We start from the raw sequence: 16,390 nt of genomic DNA on the forward strand, positions 1-16,390 counted from the left end.
GGCGGCGATCACTGCAGGACCGCCTCCATCACGGCCTTGGCGATGGGACCGCCGAGGCGGCCGCCGGCGATCTCCTGGCCGGGGGCCTCCTCGATCATGACCGCCACCGCCACGTCGGCGTCGCGGGCGGGGGCGTAGGAGATGAACCAGCCGTAGGGTGGCTCGCCCTCGACCCCGCGCTGGGCGGTGCCGGTCTTGCCGGCGACGGCGACGCCGTCGATCTGGGCCGGCGAGGCGGTGCCCTCGTCGACGGTGGAGACCAGCACCTCGGTGAGCGCGTCGGCGGTCTCCTCCGAGACCGCGCGCGAGAGCTCCTCGGGGTCGGTGGTCTGGGCGTCGTAGTCGGCCTGCTGCACCTCGTCGACGAGGTAGGGCCGCATCACGACGCCCTTGTTGGCCAGGCCGGCGGCGACCATCGCCATCTGCAGCGGGGTGGCCTGCACCTCGTACTGGCCGAAGCCCGTGAGGGCGAGCTGGGCCTGGTCGGTCTCGGTCGGATAGACCGAGCGGGCCTGGCCGTCGAGGTCGTCGAGGTAGTCGGAGTTGAAGCCGAACCGCTCGGCCTGACGCAGCATCTCCTCCGAGCCGACCTCGATGGCGAGCTGGGCGAAGGTGGTGTTGCACGACTGCTCCATGGCCTGGCGCAGCGTGGTGTCGTCGGGGCAGTAGCGGCCCTCGTTGGTGACCGAGCGGCTGCTCTGCGGCAGGGGGAACGAGTCACCGCCCGGCACGCGGGCGTCGGGCCCGGAGTACTTGCCCGACTCGAGCGCGGCCGCGGCGGTGACCACCTTGAACGTCGAGCCCGGGAAGAGCCGCTTCTGGATGGCCCGGTTGAGCAGCGGCTCGCGCGGGTCGCTGTCGAGGCGCTGGTAGGTCTCGTCGCGCAGCTGGTCGTCGTGCGTGGCCAGGTTGTTGGGGTCGAAGGTCGGCAGCGAGACCATCGCGAGGATCTTGCCGGTGGACGGCTCGATCGCCACGACGGAGCCCTCGACCTCGTCGCCGAGGGCGCGCAGGCCGTCGAAGGCGGCGCGCTGGGCGTCGGGGTCCAACGTGAGCTCGACGTTGCCGCCCCGGGGGGTCTTGTTGGTGATCAGGTCGATGAAGCTGCCGATGAACAGGCGCGGGTCGTCGCCGGAGAGCACGTCGTTCTGCGACGACTCGATGCCGGTGCTGGCACCGAAGGAGAAGTAGCCGGTGACCGGCGCGTAGAGCAGCGGCGAGGTGTAGGTGCGCAGGAAGTTGTACTTGTCGTCGACCGGCTTGCTCTCGGCGATCGGGTCGCGACCGACCAGGATGGCGCCGCGCTCGCTCGAGTAGGCGGCCTCCTTGACGCGCCGGTTCTCGGCCCGGTCGTTGTAGGCGTCGGCCTTCACGAACTGGTACCAGGTCGCGTTGAGCATCAGCGCCAGGAACAGCAGCATGCAGAACACCGAGATGGTGCGGATCGGCTTGTTCATCGCACCTTCTCCAGCTTGATCACCTGCGTCGACTCCTCGGCCTGGGCCCGCTCGTCGGGCGGGGTCAGGTCGGGGGCCGGACGACGGGCCTGGTCGGAGATGCGCAGCAGCAGGGCGATGATCACCCAGCTGGCCACGAGCGACGACCCGCCGTAGGACAGGAACGACGTCGTCAGGCCCGTGAGCGGGATGAGTCGCGTGACGCCGCCGATGACGACGAACAGCTGGAGCGCGAAGATGCAGCCGAGGCCGGTGGCCATCAGCTTGCCGAAGTTGTCGCGCGAGATGATCGCCGTGCGCAGCGCCCGCTCGACCACCACGCCGTACATCAGCAGCACGGCGAGCACGCCGGTCAGGCCGAGCTCCTCGCCGATGGCGGCCATGATGAAGTCCGACTCGGCGTAGGGCACGCGACCGGGGTCGCCGTTGCCGAACCCGCGCCCGATGAGTCCGCCCCACGCCATGCCGAACAGGCCCTCGACGAGCTGGTCGCTGTTCTGACCGAGCGGGCCGCGGTAGTACTCGAACGGGTGCAGCCACGTGTCGACGCGGGTGCGCACGTGGCCGAAGAAGTGGTAGGCCGCGAACGCGCCGGCGAAGAACATCGCGGCACCGACGACGATCCAGCCGGGACGCTCGGTGGCGACGTAGAGCAGGATGAGGAAGAGGCCGAAGAACAGCAGGCTCGAGCCGAGGTCGCGCTGGAAGACCAGGATGCCGAAGCTGATGGCCCACATCGCCAGGATCGGGCCGAGGTCGCGCCCGCGGGGCAGGTCGACGAACAGGAACCGGCGTCCGGCGAGCGCCAGCGCGTCGCGGTGCAGCACCAGGTAGCCGGAGAAGGCGACGACGAGCATCACCTTCGCGACCTCGCCGGGCTGGAAGCTGAACGGGCCGACGTTGATCCAGATGCGCGCGCCGTTGATCGTGCGCCCGATCACCGGTGCCATCGGCAGCAGGAGCAGGACGATCGCGGCGAGGCCGAGGGTGTAGGTGAACCGGGCGAGCACGCGGTGGTCGCGCAGGACGACGAGCGTGCCGATGAACAGCACGACGCCGAGCGTCATCCAGGTCAGCTGCTGGGTCGCGAAGTCGGTGCCCTCGGTGAGGTCGAGGCGGTGGATCACGGCGAGACCGAGACCGTTGAGCGCCGCGACGACGGGCAGCAGCACGGGGTCGGCGTAGGGCGCGACGAGCCGGACGGCGACGTGGGCGGCCACCATGAGCGCGGCCAGCCAGCCGCCGTAGCCGACGATGTCGGGCGGCACCTCACCCTGCACGCCGAGACCGACCGCGGCGTAGCCGCCGACGCCGACGGCGAGCGCGAGGACGAGCAGGAACAGCTCCGCCCCCCGGCGGCGCCGGTGGACGAAGACCATGAGGGCAGAGGTGCCCGGAGCGGTGACCATGCTCGACTAGTTCCCGGTCGAGTCGCTGGTCTCGCTGCCGGTGCCGGTGCGCTTCGCGGCGAGCTGCTCGACCTGGTCGCGGGCGTCGGCGAGGTCGTCGACGGGGATGCCGTCGCGCACCATGTCGGCGTCGAACTCCTCGAGGTCGTCGACGCGCAGCGTGGTCTCGACGACGACCTCGGACAGGGTCAGACCCGGCAGGGAGGCGTCGACACCGTGGTTGATCACCACGACGCCGTCGCGCTCTCCGATGTAGTACTGGCGCTGCACGTAGGACCAGGCGGCGGCGACGCCGATCCACGCCAGGCCGAGCACGATGACCAGCACCATGATGCGACGCACCCAGGTGAACCGCGGACGGGGCCGCGGCGCGTAGCGCGCGGCCTCGGGGTCGACCGGGTGGAGCGGGTCGGACTGCACGGTCCAGGGCGGCAGGTCGTCGGGGATCTCGGCGTCGACGGGCTCGAGCTCGCCGGTGTCGCCCGAGCGGTGCCCGCGGAACAGGCCGCGGGGCAGCTTGCGCTTGAGCTCGGCCGCGGCCCCGACGAGCATCGGCTCGAGCTCGGCGTAGGTCGGGTCGGCGGTGGCGGTCGCGTCGGTGACGACGTCGGCCACGATGCACGTGACGTTGTCGGAGCTGCCGGCCTCGAGGCTGGCCCGCACCAGCTCGACGGCGGCGAAGTCGGGCGTGCCCATGGACAGCACGTCGGCGAGGCGCCCGTCGTCGAGGACGCCGCAGGCGCCGTCGCTGCACAGGAAGAGCCGGTCGCCGGCGACGAGCTCGAGCACGAACAGGTCGGGCTCGGCCTCGTGGACGCCGTCGAGTGCCTTGAGGATGAGGTTGCGGTGCGGGTGGACCCGCGCCTCCTCCTCGGTGATGCGGCCCTCGTCGATGAGGCTCTGGACGAAGGTGTGGTCGGTGGTGAGCTGGCTGATCTCGCCGTCGCGGAACAGGTAGGCACGGCTGTCGCCGACGTGACCGATGCCGATGCGGCGCCCGTCGAAGAGCGCGACGGTCGCGGTGGTGCTGGTGCCGTTGATGGTCGGGTCGTCGTCGACGAGTCGACCGATCTGCTCGTGGGCGGCGTGCAGCGCGTCGCTGACCCGGTCGAGCACGGGCGGTGTGCCGACGCGGGTACCGCCGGCCGTGGTGGGCGGGCCGACCGGACCGGCCGGCGCGGCGTCGAGGGCCCGCAGGGCCGAGACCGCCGTCGACGACGCGATGTCGCCCCGGGCGGCACCGCCGACGCCGTCGCACACGGTGAGCAGCCACGGGCCGGCGTAGCCGGAGTCCTGGTTGTCCTTGCGGACGCGACCGACGTCGGAGATGGCCGAGTAGTGCAGGCGCAGCGGCTCCTCGCCCTCGGTGACCACGTCGACGGGCTCACCGGTCTCGGCGGCCCCCGCCGGGTGCGTGACCGGGATGTGGGGCACGGTGTCGTCGGAGCGGGCCCGCCCGTCGGACGGATCGGGCACGGCGTCGTCGTGAGGTCCGTTCGGGGAGGTCACTTGCGCAGCTCCAGGATCGTCTTGCCGATGCGCACCTGGGTGCCCAGGGTGATCGTCGTGGGCTGGGTGATGCGCACGCTGCCGATGTAGGTGCCGTTGGTGGAGCCGAGGTCCTCGACGAACCACGCGTCGCCCGACGAGGCGATGCGGGCGTGCCGGGTGGAGACGTAGTCGTCGTCGAGGCGGATGGCGGCGTCGCTGCCGCGGCCGATGAGGATCGGGCCGCGGTCGAGGCTCGCGGTGATGCCGGAGTTGCTGCCCTGGGTGACCGCGACGTGGGTGGGCGTGCCGCGTCGACCCGCCTTCTTCTGCTTCGGCGGCTTGGGCGCGGCGGCACCCTTCGGGTTGCGCTGGCCCTCGGGCACCCGGGCGCCGAACATGTCGGAGCGGATGACCGAGAAGGCCGCGAGCACGAAGATCCACAGGATCGCCAGGTAGGCGACGCGGATCAGGAAGTAGGTCAGCTCAGACACCGTGGGCCTCCCCGAGCTGGCCGTGGTCGTCGCGCAGCACGCGCACCGTCATGGTCGTGGTGCCCACCTTGACCTGCGAGCCCTCGTGGAGCGTGGCCCGCGGCACCTTGCGCCCGTCGACGAGGATGCCGTTGGTGGAGCCGAGGTCGTGCACCTCGATGACGGGGTCCTGGCCGTCGCGGCCGGCGGTGACCATGAACTCGAGGTGGCGCCGGCTGATGCCGGGGTCGTTGATGCGCAGGTCGGCGTCGGTGCCGCGACCGACCACCATGCCCGGCGGCACCAGCGGGTGCTGCGAGCCGTTGACCTCGATGACGGCGAGGGCCCGGCGCACCTGGGTGTGGGTGGCGGTGCCGACGACCTTGGCCTGGGCCTCGCTGCGGATGCGGAACCGGCCCGTCGAGAGGTCGTCGGCGGCCTCGAAGCCGATGCGGATGGGGCCGGGGAACACGTAGCTCTGCTTCTGGGCGTGCTGCTGCAGCTGGTCGGAGAGCTCGCGCGCCAGCGTGGAGTCGTAGGGCGCCAGCCGGCCGAGGTCGGTCTGCGACAGCTCGACGTGGAAGTCGTTCGGCACCAGGCGCCGGTCGCGCGAGAGGATCTGGGAGTTGTTGTCGAGCTCGCGCTCGAGCGCGGCCGCGATCTCCACCGGCTGGACCGCACTGCGGAACGTCTTGGCGAAGATGCCCGAGATGGCCGACTCGAGGCGACGCTCGAAGCGCTGCAACCCGCCCATCGTCCACCTCCTCCGCCTGCGCCTCGGCGCACCCCGTCCGGGCGCGACAACCGCCGGTCGGTGACCGGAAGCTCCTGCGATCGTAGCGAGACGACGTGCGGCAACCTCGCAACCCCGCGCACGGGGGATCTCGTTTTGGGCGACGTCGCGTCGCTGCGCTAATCTTCCCGGGCTACTTGCGCGAGTGGCGGAACGGCAGACGCGCTGGCTTCAGGTGCCAGTGTCCGAAAGGGCGTGGGGGTTCAAATCCCCCCTCGCGCACAGATCCACGACAGGCTCCGGACCACGGTCCGGGGCCTGTCGTCGTCCCGGCCCCCGACGCGCTCAGGCCCAGGGGTCCTCGCCGCTGCCGACCGACAGGCGCTCGCGAATGGTGTCCATGTGCGTCTGGCTCGCGGTGTCGTTGTCCTGGAAGTCACGGATGACGGCCTGGTACATGGCGTTGCCCTCGCGCACGTCCCACTGCAGGTTGCGCAACGACGAGGCGTTGTTGTCGCTGAGGATGTACATGTAGATCGCGATGCCGCTGTACTGCAGGCCCACGGTGCGGTCGCTGAGCACGTTCGCGGTGTCGTCGCCGGCGACGACCTTCGGGGCGGCGTCGCCGATGCCGTGGGCGAGGTTGACCATGCCGCTGGAGAGGGAGTCGACGACCTCCTGGGCGGGGACGACGAAGCTGATGCCGGCGGCGTCCTGCACGTCGAAGATGCTCGTCTCGTCGTTCCAGTTGCCGTCGCCGTCGTCGGTGGCCCGGGGGGTGAGGTCGAAGAGCGGGCGGTTGGCCTCGAAGGTGGTCCAGGCGTTCTCGAGGCCGTCGGCGATGAGCTGCTCCTGCTTGGTGATGCCCTCGTCGATGTCGCCGAGGCCCTCGACGAAGGCGTCCATCAGCTCCTCGAAGTTGGCGCCGTTGCGCTCGACCTCGAGCTCGGCGGCGTAGTCGTTGATCGCCGAGAGGCTGGTGACACCGACGGTGGCCAGCGTGAACGGGAGCGCGATGCCTCCGGTGGCGATCGCCGAGGCGCCGGCGATGGCCGCACCGGTGAGGGCCAGCACGAACTTCACCTCGTTGGGCCCGCCGCTCTCGGCGTAGTTCTTGAACGCCGTCGTGCACGTCTCGACGTGGGTGTCGCGGTCCTCGCGGGCCTTGGTCCAGATCTCCTTCGACGCACCCCAGGCCTCGACGACCAGCGAGGCCAGGCAGCCGTGGTTGCTGATCACGGCGGGCAGCTGGTTGACGAAGCTGTTGTTGAAGGCGTCGGCGGTCTCGCCCCGGAAGAGGGGGGCGTTGTCGGAGACGGTCTTGAGGTAGCCGCCGAGCGCGCCCCCGAGAGCGGTGGAGTTGCCGACGTTGAGGGCCGTCACGGCGGCCGTGGCCTCGACGGCCTTGGCGTCGCACTGCGCCGCCGTCGGCATCTTGTCGTCCTGCCACTCCTCCAGGGCCGAGTCGATGTTCGACCGGATGGTCGAGAAGTGACCGGAGTAGTCGAGGTCGGTGGTCGTGGGCGGTGCGTAGGGAGACATCGAGGGATAGGTCGCGGTGCCATGACCGTCTCGGCCCACGTAGGCGCTGAACCCGAGCCCGTAGTCGAAGTAGTGGTCGTCCTTGACCGAGTAGCCCTCGGTGCGCATGTAGGCATCGATCGCTGCCTGCTTGAGTGCGTCGATGTCCATGTCGGGTCCTTCGATCGGTGCGGTGTCTGGTCCGTGTGTTCCTGCCCCGGTGGGGCCGAGCGAAACCCGGAGGGGTGTGGTGGGCGCCCTGGACGAGCTCGCGGGGCCGTGCGCGGTGGTTGCCGCCCGCGTGTCGCGGTCTTGCGGCAACCTTGCGGTTGCCCCCCTCGTGGCGACGCGGTGTCTCGGATAACGTCTGTCCGGCCGTCCCCCGCTCGACCGTGGGGGGAGAGCGGGGGGCGGTTTCACCCCTTCGGAGCCTTCTCGGGTCCAGCTCCTCCCTACCGTTGTCATCGTGTCTACTCGTCTCACGGCCGCCCTCGACACCCTGCTCGACCGCTCGCTCGTGCTCGGCTACACCCGCATCGGTCCCGCGGTCCGGCGCCGCTGGTGGCCGGCCGACCCGGCCCCGGGCTCGCTGTCCGGACGCCGGGTGGTGGTCACGGGCGCGACGTCCGGCATCGGGACGGCGATGGTCGTCTCGTTCGCCCGGCTCGGCGCCACCGTGCACGTGCTCGGCCGCAACCCCGACAAGGTGGCCGCGACCGTCGCCGACGTCCGCCGCCGGCAGCCGACGGCCGACCTCGTCGGGGAGGTCTGTGACGTCGGCGACCTCGACGCCGTGCGCGCCTGGTGCGACGACCTCGCCGGCCGCGTCGACGCGCTGCACGGTCTCGTGCACAACGCCGGGGTGATGGTGCGGGAGCGCACCGAGTCGGCCCAGGGCCACGAGCTCGCGCTCGCCGTCCACGTGCTCGGGCCGCAGCTGATGACCGAGCGCCTCCTGCCCCTGCTCGGGGGCGGGTCGGTGGTCTTCATGTCGTCGGGCGGCATGTACTCCGCCGGGCTGCGCACCACGCCCGACGAGATCGAGTACCGCGACGGCACCTACGACGGCGTGCGGGGCTACGCCCGCACCAAGCGCATGCAGGTCGAGCTGGCCGACGCCTGGAACGATCGCCTGCGCGGCGGCGACGTGCGGGTCGAGAGCTGCCACCCGGGCTGGGCGTCCACGCCCGGCGTCACCGACAGCCTGCCCGGCTTCGACAAGGTGATGGGCCCGCTGTTCCGCGACGCCGCCTCGGGCGCCGACACCGCCGTGTGGCTGGTGGCGACGCGGCCCGACTCGCGTGGCACCCACCACTTCTGGCACGACCGGGCGCCCCGGCCGACCACCTACCCCGTGCAGCGGCGCACCGACCCGGCCGCCCGCCGCGCCTTCCTCGACCACGTCGCCGAGGCGACCGGCTCGGCCTGGCCGGTCTGAGCGCACGGACGGGCAGGATGGGCGCGTGAGCCATGCCCCGATGCCCGACGCCGAGCGCCTTGCCGAGCCGATGCGGTCACGCTGGAGCCCCAGCGTGTTCGACGCCCGGCACGTCATCGGCGACGCCGACGTCGAGACGCTGCTGACGGCAGCCGTCTGGGCGCCGAGTGCCGGCAACAGCCAGCCGTGGCGCTTCGTCGTCGCGCCGCGCGGCAGCGCCGCCCACACCGCGTTCGTGCCGCACCTGAGCCGCGGCAACTCCGGATGGGTGCCGCGGGCCTCGCTCGTGCTCGTCGCCGGGTGCGAGGTCGTCGACGTCAAGGACGCCGACACCGCCCGCTACGACCTCGGCCAGGCCGCCGCCCACGTCACGCTCCAGGCCGTCGCGATGGGCCTGCACGCCCACCAGTTCGGCGGCTTCGACAAGGACGCCGCCGCCGTCGCCCTGGGCGTGCCCGCGCACGTGCGGCTGATGGCCGGCATCGCCGTCGGGGTCCGCGGCGACCCCGCCGAGGTGCCCGAGCGCGACCGCGAGCGCGAGCACCGCGAGCGGGCCCGTCGTCCGTTGGGCGAGGTGGCGATGGGGCTCGGGTGGCAACCGTGGCGGCCGTGACGCCCGGGCGCGCCGCCCGCACCCGGCGCCGGGCGCTCGCGCTCGTCGTCCTGCTGGTCGTGGTGGTGAACCTGCCGTTCGCGCACGGCTGGTGGGTCGGCCGCTCGATCGAGGCCGACGGCGTCGAGGTCACCGCCACCGTGACCGCCACGCGCGACAGCGGCGGCGGTCTCGTCGAGTTCCGCTACGACCGCGACGTCGACCCCGAGCAGCGCACGTGGACCGCCGCCGTCGACGGCCCCGGGTTCGAGCGGGCCGTGGACGACGAGACGATCCGCGTGCGGGTCGTGCCGGGCCGGCCCGAGCGCTACGAGGTGGTCGGCGAGTCGGGGTCCGGCGTGCTGGTCGTGCTCACGGTCGTCGCCGACGTGTTCCTCCTCCTCGCGCTGGCGCTGATCTGGCGCCGCCGTCCCGCCGGCGGGCTGCGGCTCGTCGCCCTCGAGGACGTCCGGCGCGCGCGCCCCGGCGGCCGTCTCGAGCAGCTCGACGCGACGACCTACCTCGTGGTCGGCGAGGTCGCCGGCGTCGAGTCCGACGCCGTCGTCCTCGACGTGGGCGAGCAGCAGGTGCGGGTGGCCCTCGGCGACTTCTCGAACCCGGTCGGGTGGGAACAACCCGCACAGGTGAGGGCCTGCCTGCCAGACTCTGCCCCATGACCTCCCTCCAGGACTTCAGCGCCACCACGCTCGACGGTCAGCCCGTCGACCTGGCCGACTACGCCGGCCAGGTGGTGCTGGTCGTCAACACCGCGTCGCAGTGCGGGTTCACCCCGCAGTACGAGGGCCTCCAGAAGCTGTGGGAGACCTACGGCGACCAGGGTTTCGTCATCCTCGGCTTCCCGTGCGACCAGTTCGGGCACCAGGAGCCCGGCGACGAGGCCGAGATCGGCGCCTTCTGCCAGAAGAACTACGGCGTGACGTTCCCGATGATGAGCAAGATCGAGGTCAACGGCGACAACGCCCACCCCCTCTACCAGTGGCTGCGCAGCGAGAAGAAGGGCCTGCTCGGTGGCAAGATCAAGTGGAACTTCACCAAGTACCTGCTCGGTCGCGACGGCCAGGTGATCGACCGCTACGGCTCGACCACCAAGCCCGAGAAGCTGAGCAAGGACATCGAGAAGGCCCTCGCGGCCGAGGCCTGATCCTTGGCCACCTTCTCCTCCGCCACGAAGGCGGAGGCCGTCGTCCCGGTCGAGCGGGAGCGCGTCTGGGCGGTGCTCACCGACCCCGACCTCGTCGCCCGGTTGACGCCGTTCATCTCCTCGATCACCACCGACGGCGGCGAGCACTGGATCTGGCACATGTCGGGCCTCACCGTGCTCGGCAAGGGCTTCGAGGCGACCTTCACCGAGCGCATGACGCTCGACGGCGGCCGGCGCCTCGAGTTCGACCACGACCCGCCGTCCGGCACTAAGGAGCGCGCCGGCGTGCACGGCTGGTACGCCCTCGCCGACCACGCCGACGGCGTGCTGCTCGAGACCTCGATGGAGATCTGCGTCGACCTGCCCCTGCCGCGGCTCTCCGGCGGCGCCGTCCGGACGGCGATGCGGGGCGTCATCGCCCAGATGGGCAACCGGTTCTCCAAGAACCTGCTCAACCACCTCGGCGTGTGACGACCGTTACGACCACAAGTCGCCGCTACTGGCTCGTAACGACCGACCGGTGACATGGTGAGCGTCGTGCCCCGGACCGCCACCACGTCGTCGTACTCGATCACCATGCGCCTGCACACGGCGCCCGACCACAGCGTCGTCGGCGCCGTCGCCACCGCGATCGCCGAGGCCGGCGGCATCGTCACCGCCATCGACGTCGCCGAGTCGGCCAACACCCGCCTGGTGCTCGACGTCACCTGCTCGGCCGGCGACGCCGACCACGCCAAGCTGCTCGAGCAGGCCGTCGACGCCGTCGAGGGCGTCGAGGTCTACAAGGTCTCCGACCGCACGTTCCTGCTGCACATCGGCGGCAAGATCGAGGTCAGCTCGAAGGTGCCGCTCAAGAACCGCGACGACCTGTCGATGGCCTACACGCCCGGCGTCGGACGGGTCTCCATGGCCATCCACGACAACCCCGACGACGTCCGGCGCCTCACCATCAAGGGCAACTCGGTCGCCGTCGTCACCGACGGCTCGGCGGTGCTCGGTCTCGGCAACATCGGCCCCGGTGCCGCGCTGCCGGTGATGGAGGGCAAGGCGGCGCTGTTCAAGCGGTTCGCCGACATCGACGCCTGGCCGATCTGCCTGGCCACCCAGGACACCGACGAGATCGTCAAGGCCGTCGAGATGATCGCCCCCGGCTTCGGCGGCATCAACCTGGAGGACATCGCCGCACCCCGGTGCTTCGAGATCGAAGCACGTCTGCGCGAGAGCCTCGACATCCCGGTCTTCCACGACGACCAGCACGGCACCGCGATCGTCGTCCTCGCCGCGCTCACCAACGCGATGCGCGTCGTGGGCAAGGAGCTGCCCGAGGCCCGCGTCGTCCTGGCGGGTGCCGGCGCCGCCGGCACCGCGATCGCCACGTTGCTGCTCGCCGCCGGCGTCACCGACATCGTCGTCTACGACCGCGTCGGCTGCCTCGTGCCCGACCTCGAGGGCCTCTCGCCCGCCCAGGTCGAGCTCGCCCGGGCCACCAACCCGCGCCACGTCACCGGCGACCTCCACGCCGCCCTGGCCTCCGACGGCGGCGCCGACGTGTTCGTCGGCGTCTCGGCCCCGAACATCCTCGACCCGCTCTGGATCAAGGACATGGCCGACGACGCCGTCGTGTTCGCGCTGGCCAACCCCGACCCCGAGGTCGACCCCGGCGAGGCCGGCAAGTACGCCGCCGTCGTGGCCTCGGGCCGCTCCGACTACCCCAACCAGATCAACAACGTGCTCGCCTTCCCCGGCGTCTTCCGTGGCCTGCTCGACGCCCGCGCGCACGAGGTCACCGTCGACATGCTGTTGCGCGCCGCCGAGGCGATCGCCCTCGTCGTCAAGGACGACGAGCTCAACCCGAGCTTCATCATCCCGACGGTCTTCCACCCCGACGTGCCCAAGGCCGTCGCCAACGCCATCCGGGGCTGACGACTCATCCCACGCTCGTCGAGGTGCGACGAGCTCGGCGAGGAGCCTCGAGGCCCCTCGGCCACGGGCCTGGGTACGCAGGGCCGGTGATCTCGAGGCTCGCTCCGCTCGCACCTCGATCAGCGTGGGGCCGCAGGCGGCCGCGCACCTCGATCAGCGCGACCGGACGACGACCTGGTCGGCCGGGCGGAACCGCACCAGCTCGTCGAGCGCGGTGTCGCGCAGCTCCTCGGTGGGCGCGCGGACGGTCACGGTGAACGGGTGCTCGGCGTAGGCCGCGGTGAGCTCGACGAAGCCGTCGTCGTCGACCACCGGGGAGCGGAAGACGAGCCGCTCGCCGTCGGCCTCCTCGTCGGGGGTGGCGTCGTAGGTGCGCCGGAGGAAGGCCAGGCCCTGGTCGAGGCTGGTGCGCGCGGTGTAGACGAGCACGACCCGGCGCTGGTCGAGGGTGCGGTCGCAGGTGAACTCGACCGGCCGCTTCTCGGTGCGGGCCGGACGCTCGATCTCCGCGCACCGGCTGTCGTCGAGCCTGAAGCTCGGGAAGACCCACTGCAGCCCCCGGCCGCCCTCCGGCTCGGTGCACTCGTCGAGCGGCGCCTCGGTGCCGTTCCAGCAGGTGACGGTCCGCGAGACGGCGTCGCGCTCGGGCGGGTCGGCCCACAGCTTGGACGCCCCGATGCCCGCCGCCACCAGCAGACCGACCAGGAGCGTGCCCAGCACGAGGAGCACCCGCACGCGCTTGAGGGTGCGGAACGCGACGTGGCGCTCGTCGAGGTCGTCGGCGTCGGGCGCCTCGGGGTCGAAGCGGGACATCGGGTCCGGGTCGGACATGGCCCCATTGTGGGGCCTGCGTGGTGAACGGCCGATTCCGAGACGTGCCCCCACCCAGCCACCCGACCGCCGCTGGTGTCACGTGCGGCTCGTGACCGGTTCGTGACGCACTCGTGACCGGCCGACCAGGAACCCGGGCCCGGACGGCGTCGTCCGAGCCCGCATGACCACACGACGCAGCACCACCACGAGCACGACCACCACGTTGGCGGCGCTGGCCGTCGCCACCACCCTGGCGCTGTCCGCCTGCAGCGGCTCGGACGACGCCGGCAGCGAGAGCAGCGACTCCGGCGCCCGGGACTACTACGAGTCCTACGAGGAGTCGCAGCAGGACTCCGCGGCGGGATCGATGCCGAACGCCGCGCCGTCGATGCCGGCACCCGAGCAGGGGCTGCCCGACGCACCGCCGCCCGACGTGCCCGCGCCCGACGAGGACAACACCTTCGTCGAGTCGGGCGTCAACGGGTTCGTGCCGACCGCCGAGGACCCGCTGTCGACGTTCGCGCTCGACGTCGACACCGGGTCGATCGGCGTCGCCCGGGCGCTGCTGAGCGACGGCTACGCCGTTCCGGCGGCGGCCGTGCGGCCCGAGGAGTGGGTCAACTCGTTCGCCTACGACGACGAGGCGCCGACCGAGACCGACCTGGCCGTGCGGGCCGAGACGGGCCTCGCCCCGACGCTGGACGACGGCACCCAGGTCGTGCGGGTCGGCGTCGCCGCCCGCGAGGTCGACCCCGACGACCGGCCGCGGGTGAACGTGACCCTCGTGGTCGACCGGTCGGGGTCGATGGACACGCGCGACCGGCTGGGCCTGGTGCAGTCGTCGCTGGCGGTGCTGGCCGACGAGCTCGAGCCCGACGACACGGTCTCGGTGGTCTCCTTCGAGGACCAGGCGGCGCCCATCCTCGAGCCGACCGAGGTGCGCGACCGCGACGCGATCATGGGGGCCGTCGACGAGCTCACGCCCGGCGGCGGCACCAACCTCGAGGGCGGTCTGCGGCTCGGTTACGAGCAGGCGCGCCAGGCCTTCGACCCGGACGCCGTCAACGTCGTCGTCCTGTGCTCCGACGGCGTCGCCAACGTCGGCGACACCGGCCCGGGCTCGATCAGCGACACCATCGCCGAGGAGGGGCGCAACGGCATCAGCCTCGTGACCGTCGGCTTCGGCATGGGCAACTACGACGACCACCTCATGGAGCAGCTCGCCGACCTCGGCGACGGCTTCTACGCCTACGTCGACGACTTCGCCGAGGCCGAGCGGCTCTTCGGCACCGACCTGACCACCACGCTCGTGCCGGTCGCGGCCGAGGCGCGGGCACAGGTGGCCTTCGACGACGAGCTGGTCACCTCGTACCGGCTGATCGGCTACGAGAACCGCGACATCGCCGACGAGGACTTCACCGACCTCGGCGTCGACGCCGGCGAGCTGGGCTCCGGCCACCGGGCCACGGCGCTCTACGAGGTCCGGCTGGCCGAGGGCGTCGAGCCGGGGACGACGATCGGGCGCGCCTCGGTGCTGTGGCGCCCGACCGGACCGGGGTCGGCCGAGGCCGAGCCCCGTGACGCGCAGGTCGACCTCGTGGCCGCCGACCCCGCGGCCGAGCCGTCGTCCGACCTCGCGCTCGCCACAACGGCCGCCGACCTCGCCCAGCTGGTCAAGGACGCCGAGCCGTTCGCCGAGCGTGGGGTCACCCTCGACGACCTCGACGAGCGCATCGCCGCCCTCGGCGACGTGGACGGCGCACGCGACCTGGCCGACCTGGCCGCGCTGGTGCGGGCGGCCGGCTGACCACGCGGTCACTTTACAAACAGCGGGCTCTTGTCAAACCGCTGTACATCTCCTACGGTTCTGTCAACCAGCGAGGCCGCAGGAGGCAGCGATGACCGACCAGATCCGCAACAGCACGGTGCCCGAGGGCTCGAGCGAGGCATGGCGCGACGGCAAGCGCTACCTGTGGCTGATCGGGCTCGTCGTCCCGTCGCTGGCCTTCGTCGCCTTCGGCGCCTGGGCGCTCACCGGGTGGGGGGTGTGGTTCTGGATCGGCCCGATCGTCATCCTCGGCATCGTGCCGGCGATCGACCTCGTGGCCGGGCTCGACCGCTCCAACCCGCCCGACGACGCCATCGAGGCGCTGGAGAAGGACCGGTACTACCGGTGGATCACCTACCTGTTCCTGCCGGTGCAGTACCTCGGCTTCCTCGCGGCGCTCTACGTGATCGCCGAGGGAGCACCGTTCGGGCCCGGTGAGCTCTCCACGCTCGACAAGGTCGGGCTGGCGATCACCATCGGCTGCATCGGCGGCATCGGCATCAACACCGCCCACGAGCTCGGCCACAAGCGCGAGGCCAACGAGCGCTGGCTGTCGAAGATCGCGTTGGCGCAGAGCTTCTACGGCCACTTCTACATCGAGCACAACCGCGGCCACCACGTGCGCGTCGCCACGCCGGAGGACCCCGCGTCGTCCCGGCTGGGGGAGACGTTCTACGCCTTCTGGCCGCGCACGGTCTGGGGCTCGCTGAAGAGCGCCTGGCGCCTGGAGAAGAGGCGCTACGCCCGCAAGAAGACCCACCCGTTCCACCTCGGCAACGACGTCCTCAACGCCTGGCTCATGTCGGCCGTGCTGTTCGGCGCGATGGTCGCCTGGCTCGGGGTCGGCGTCCTGCCCTACCTGGTGCTGCAGGCGGTGATCGGCTTCTCGCTGCTCGAGGTCGTCAACTACATGGAGCACTACGGGATGCTGCGCCAGAAGGTCGGCGTCGGCGAGCGGCAGCGCTACGAGCGGGTCGACCCGTCGCACTCGTGGAACTCCAACAACATCGCCACCAACGTGCTGCTCTACCACCTGCAGCGCCACAGCGACCACCACGCCAACCCCACCCGGCGCTACCAGACCCTGCGCGACTTCGAGGAGAGCCCGGTGCTGCCGACGGGCTATGCCGGCATGATCGTGCTCGCCCTGGTCCCGCCGCTCTACCGCCGGGCCATGGACCAGCGCGTCGTCGACCACTTCGGCGGCGACGTCACCCTCGCCAACGTGCACCCGAGCAAGCGGGCCCGCTACCTCGCCCGCTACGCCCCGCCGGCCGAGCCCGTCGTCCACGAGGCCGTCGACACCGCGCCCGAGCTCGCCGGTGAGGTGCTCGCGGCGCGGTGTCCGGGCTGCGGCTACACCTACGAGGTCGACGCCGGCAACGAGCTCGAGGGCTTCGCCGCGGGCACGGCCTGGACGGACATCCCCGACGACTGGTGCTGCCCCGACTGCGGGGTGCGCGAGAAGGTCGACTTCGTCGCCGTCGAGAAGGAGACCGCGTAGGCGCGCGGCCTCCGGCACGCCGGCTGAGGTGCCGTGCCTACGCTGGTCG

The 16,390-nt window shown here is 71.7% G+C and carries 15 protein-coding genes and 1 tRNA gene; 9 read left to right on the forward strand and 7 right to left on the reverse strand.

Annotation, left to right across the window (positions count from 1 at the left end; all coding sequences use genetic code 11):
* Positions 1-8: 8 nt before the first annotated feature.
* The 5 genes from ABFT23_RS02755 to ABFT23_RS02775 are packed head-to-tail and all read right to left on the reverse strand — an operon-like array spanning position 9 to position 5,581.
* A complete protein-coding gene (locus tag ABFT23_RS02755) occupies positions 9-1,457 on the reverse strand; it encodes a peptidoglycan D,D-transpeptidase FtsI family protein (protein ID WP_347892408.1) in 1,449 nt (482 codons plus the stop codon).
* Positions 1,454-2,866 carry an FtsW/RodA/SpoVE family cell cycle protein gene (locus ABFT23_RS02760; protein WP_347892410.1) on the reverse strand — a complete coding sequence of 471 codons (1,413 nt, stop codon included), beginning with the start codon at positions 2,864-2,866 and terminating at the stop codon, positions 1,454-1,456. The genes ABFT23_RS02755 and ABFT23_RS02760 overlap by 4 nt, the downstream gene beginning before the upstream one ends.
* Positions 2,867-2,872: 6 nt before the next feature.
* Positions 2,873-4,342: a PP2C family protein-serine/threonine phosphatase gene (locus ABFT23_RS02765; protein WP_347892411.1), complete on the reverse strand. Its 1,470-nt coding sequence runs from the start codon at positions 4,340-4,342 to the stop codon at positions 2,873-2,875.
* A 29-nt stretch (positions 4,343-4,371) separates the two neighbouring features.
* Positions 4,372-4,848 carry an FHA domain-containing protein FhaB/FipA gene (locus ABFT23_RS02770; RefSeq protein ID WP_347892413.1) on the reverse strand — a complete coding sequence of 159 codons (477 nt, stop codon included), beginning with the start codon at positions 4,846-4,848 and terminating at the stop codon, positions 4,372-4,374.
* Complete coding sequence (locus tag ABFT23_RS02775) at positions 4,841-5,581, reverse strand: DUF3662 and FHA domain-containing protein (RefSeq protein ID WP_347892414.1); 741 nt, start codon at positions 5,579-5,581, stop codon at positions 4,841-4,843. Before ABFT23_RS02775 ends, ABFT23_RS02770 begins: the two co-directional genes overlap by 8 nt.
* Positions 5,582-5,759: 178 nt before the next feature.
* Here ABFT23_RS02775 and ABFT23_RS02780 point away from each other — a divergent pair.
* Positions 5,760-5,842 (forward strand) — tRNA-Leu (locus ABFT23_RS02780).
* A gap of 63 nt (positions 5,843-5,905) precedes the next feature.
* On the opposite strand, the gene ABFT23_RS02785 is transcribed toward ABFT23_RS02780, so the two are convergent.
* Positions 5,906-7,252 (reverse strand): hypothetical protein, encoded by a 1,347-nt coding sequence (locus ABFT23_RS02785; protein WP_347892415.1) that lies wholly within the window; start codon positions 7,250-7,252, stop codon positions 5,906-5,908.
* A 295-nt stretch (positions 7,253-7,547) separates the two neighbouring features.
* On the opposite strand from ABFT23_RS02785, the gene ABFT23_RS02790 reads away from it, so the two are divergent.
* The 6 genes from ABFT23_RS02790 (at position 7,548) to ABFT23_RS02815 (ending at position 12,196) form a co-directional block, all read left to right on the forward strand.
* Complete coding sequence (locus ABFT23_RS02790) at positions 7,548-8,519, forward strand: SDR family NAD(P)-dependent oxidoreductase (RefSeq protein ID WP_347892416.1); 972 nt, start codon at positions 7,548-7,550, stop codon at positions 8,517-8,519.
* Positions 8,520-8,544: 25 nt separating this feature from the next.
* On the forward strand, positions 8,545-9,132 hold the full coding sequence (locus tag ABFT23_RS02795) for a nitroreductase family protein (RefSeq protein ID WP_347892418.1): 588 nt from the start codon (positions 8,545-8,547) through the stop codon (positions 9,130-9,132).
* Positions 9,111-9,788, forward strand: coding sequence for a hypothetical protein (locus tag ABFT23_RS02800; RefSeq protein WP_347892419.1), 678 nt, complete (start codon positions 9,111-9,113; stop codon positions 9,786-9,788). The genes ABFT23_RS02795 and ABFT23_RS02800 overlap by 22 nt, the downstream gene beginning before the upstream one ends.
* Positions 9,785-10,273 carry a glutathione peroxidase gene (locus ABFT23_RS02805; protein WP_347892420.1) on the forward strand — a complete coding sequence of 163 codons (489 nt, stop codon included), beginning with the start codon at positions 9,785-9,787 and terminating at the stop codon, positions 10,271-10,273. Before ABFT23_RS02800 ends, ABFT23_RS02805 begins: the two co-directional genes overlap by 4 nt.
* Before the next feature lie 3 nt (positions 10,274-10,276).
* Entirely contained in the window at positions 10,277-10,744 is a 468-nt protein-coding gene (locus ABFT23_RS02810) for an SRPBCC family protein (RefSeq protein ID WP_347892421.1), read from the forward strand.
* Positions 10,745-10,849: 105 nt separating this feature from the next.
* Positions 10,850-12,196: an NAD-dependent malic enzyme gene (locus ABFT23_RS02815; protein ID WP_347893045.1), complete on the forward strand. Its 1,347-nt coding sequence runs from the start codon at positions 10,850-10,852 to the stop codon at positions 12,194-12,196.
* Between the two features lie 153 nt (positions 12,197-12,349).
* Here the strand turns inward: ABFT23_RS02815 and ABFT23_RS02820 are convergent, their stop codons facing one another.
* Entirely contained in the window at positions 12,350-13,027 is a 678-nt protein-coding gene (locus ABFT23_RS02820; RefSeq protein ID WP_347892422.1) for a hypothetical protein, read from the reverse strand.
* A gap of 163 nt (positions 13,028-13,190) precedes the next feature.
* Between ABFT23_RS02820 and ABFT23_RS02825 the strand changes: the two genes are divergently transcribed.
* Entirely contained in the window at positions 13,191-14,816 is a 1,626-nt protein-coding gene (locus ABFT23_RS02825; protein WP_347892424.1) for a vWA domain-containing protein, read from the forward strand.
* Positions 14,817-14,907: 91 nt separating this feature from the next.
* Complete coding sequence (locus ABFT23_RS02830) at positions 14,908-16,341, forward strand: fatty acid desaturase (protein WP_347892425.1); 1,434 nt, start codon at positions 14,908-14,910, stop codon at positions 16,339-16,341.
* The last annotated feature ends 49 nt before the right edge of the window (positions 16,342-16,390 follow it).

Source organism: Nocardioides secundeburneus, from assembly GCF_039939255.1.
In the GTDB taxonomy this organism is placed as follows: Bacteria; Actinomycetota; Actinomycetes; order Propionibacteriales; family Nocardioidaceae; genus Nocardioides.

Bases quoted from the DNA above. Each gene is read 5' to 3' on its own strand.
- ABFT23_RS02755 (WP_347892408.1), bottom strand. From the start codon at position 1,457: ATGAACAAGCCGATCCGCACCATCTCGGTGTTCTGCATGCTGCTGTTC.
- ABFT23_RS02760 (WP_347892410.1), bottom strand. From the start codon at position 2,866: ATGGTCACCGCTCCGGGCACCTCTGCCCTCATGGTCTTCGTCCACCGG.
- ABFT23_RS02775 (WP_347892414.1), bottom strand. From the start codon at position 5,581: ATGGGCGGGTTGCAGCGCTTCGAGCGTCGCCTCGAGTCGGCCATCTCG.
- ABFT23_RS02785 (WP_347892415.1), bottom strand. From the start codon at position 7,252: ATGGACATCGACGCACTCAAGCAGGCAGCGATCGATGCCTACATGCGC.
- ABFT23_RS02805 (WP_347892420.1), top strand. From the start codon at position 9,785: ATGACCTCCCTCCAGGACTTCAGCGCCACCACGCTCGACGGTCAGCCC.
- ABFT23_RS02815 (WP_347893045.1), top strand. From the start codon at position 10,850: ATGCGCCTGCACACGGCGCCCGACCACAGCGTCGTCGGCGCCGTCGCC.
- ABFT23_RS02820 (WP_347892422.1), bottom strand. From the start codon at position 13,027: ATGTCCGACCCGGACCCGATGTCCCGCTTCGACCCCGAGGCGCCCGAC.
- ABFT23_RS02825 (WP_347892424.1), top strand. From the start codon at position 13,191: ATGACCACACGACGCAGCACCACCACGAGCACGACCACCACGTTGGCG.
- ABFT23_RS02830 (WP_347892425.1), top strand. From the start codon at position 14,908: ATGACCGACCAGATCCGCAACAGCACGGTGCCCGAGGGCTCGAGCGAG.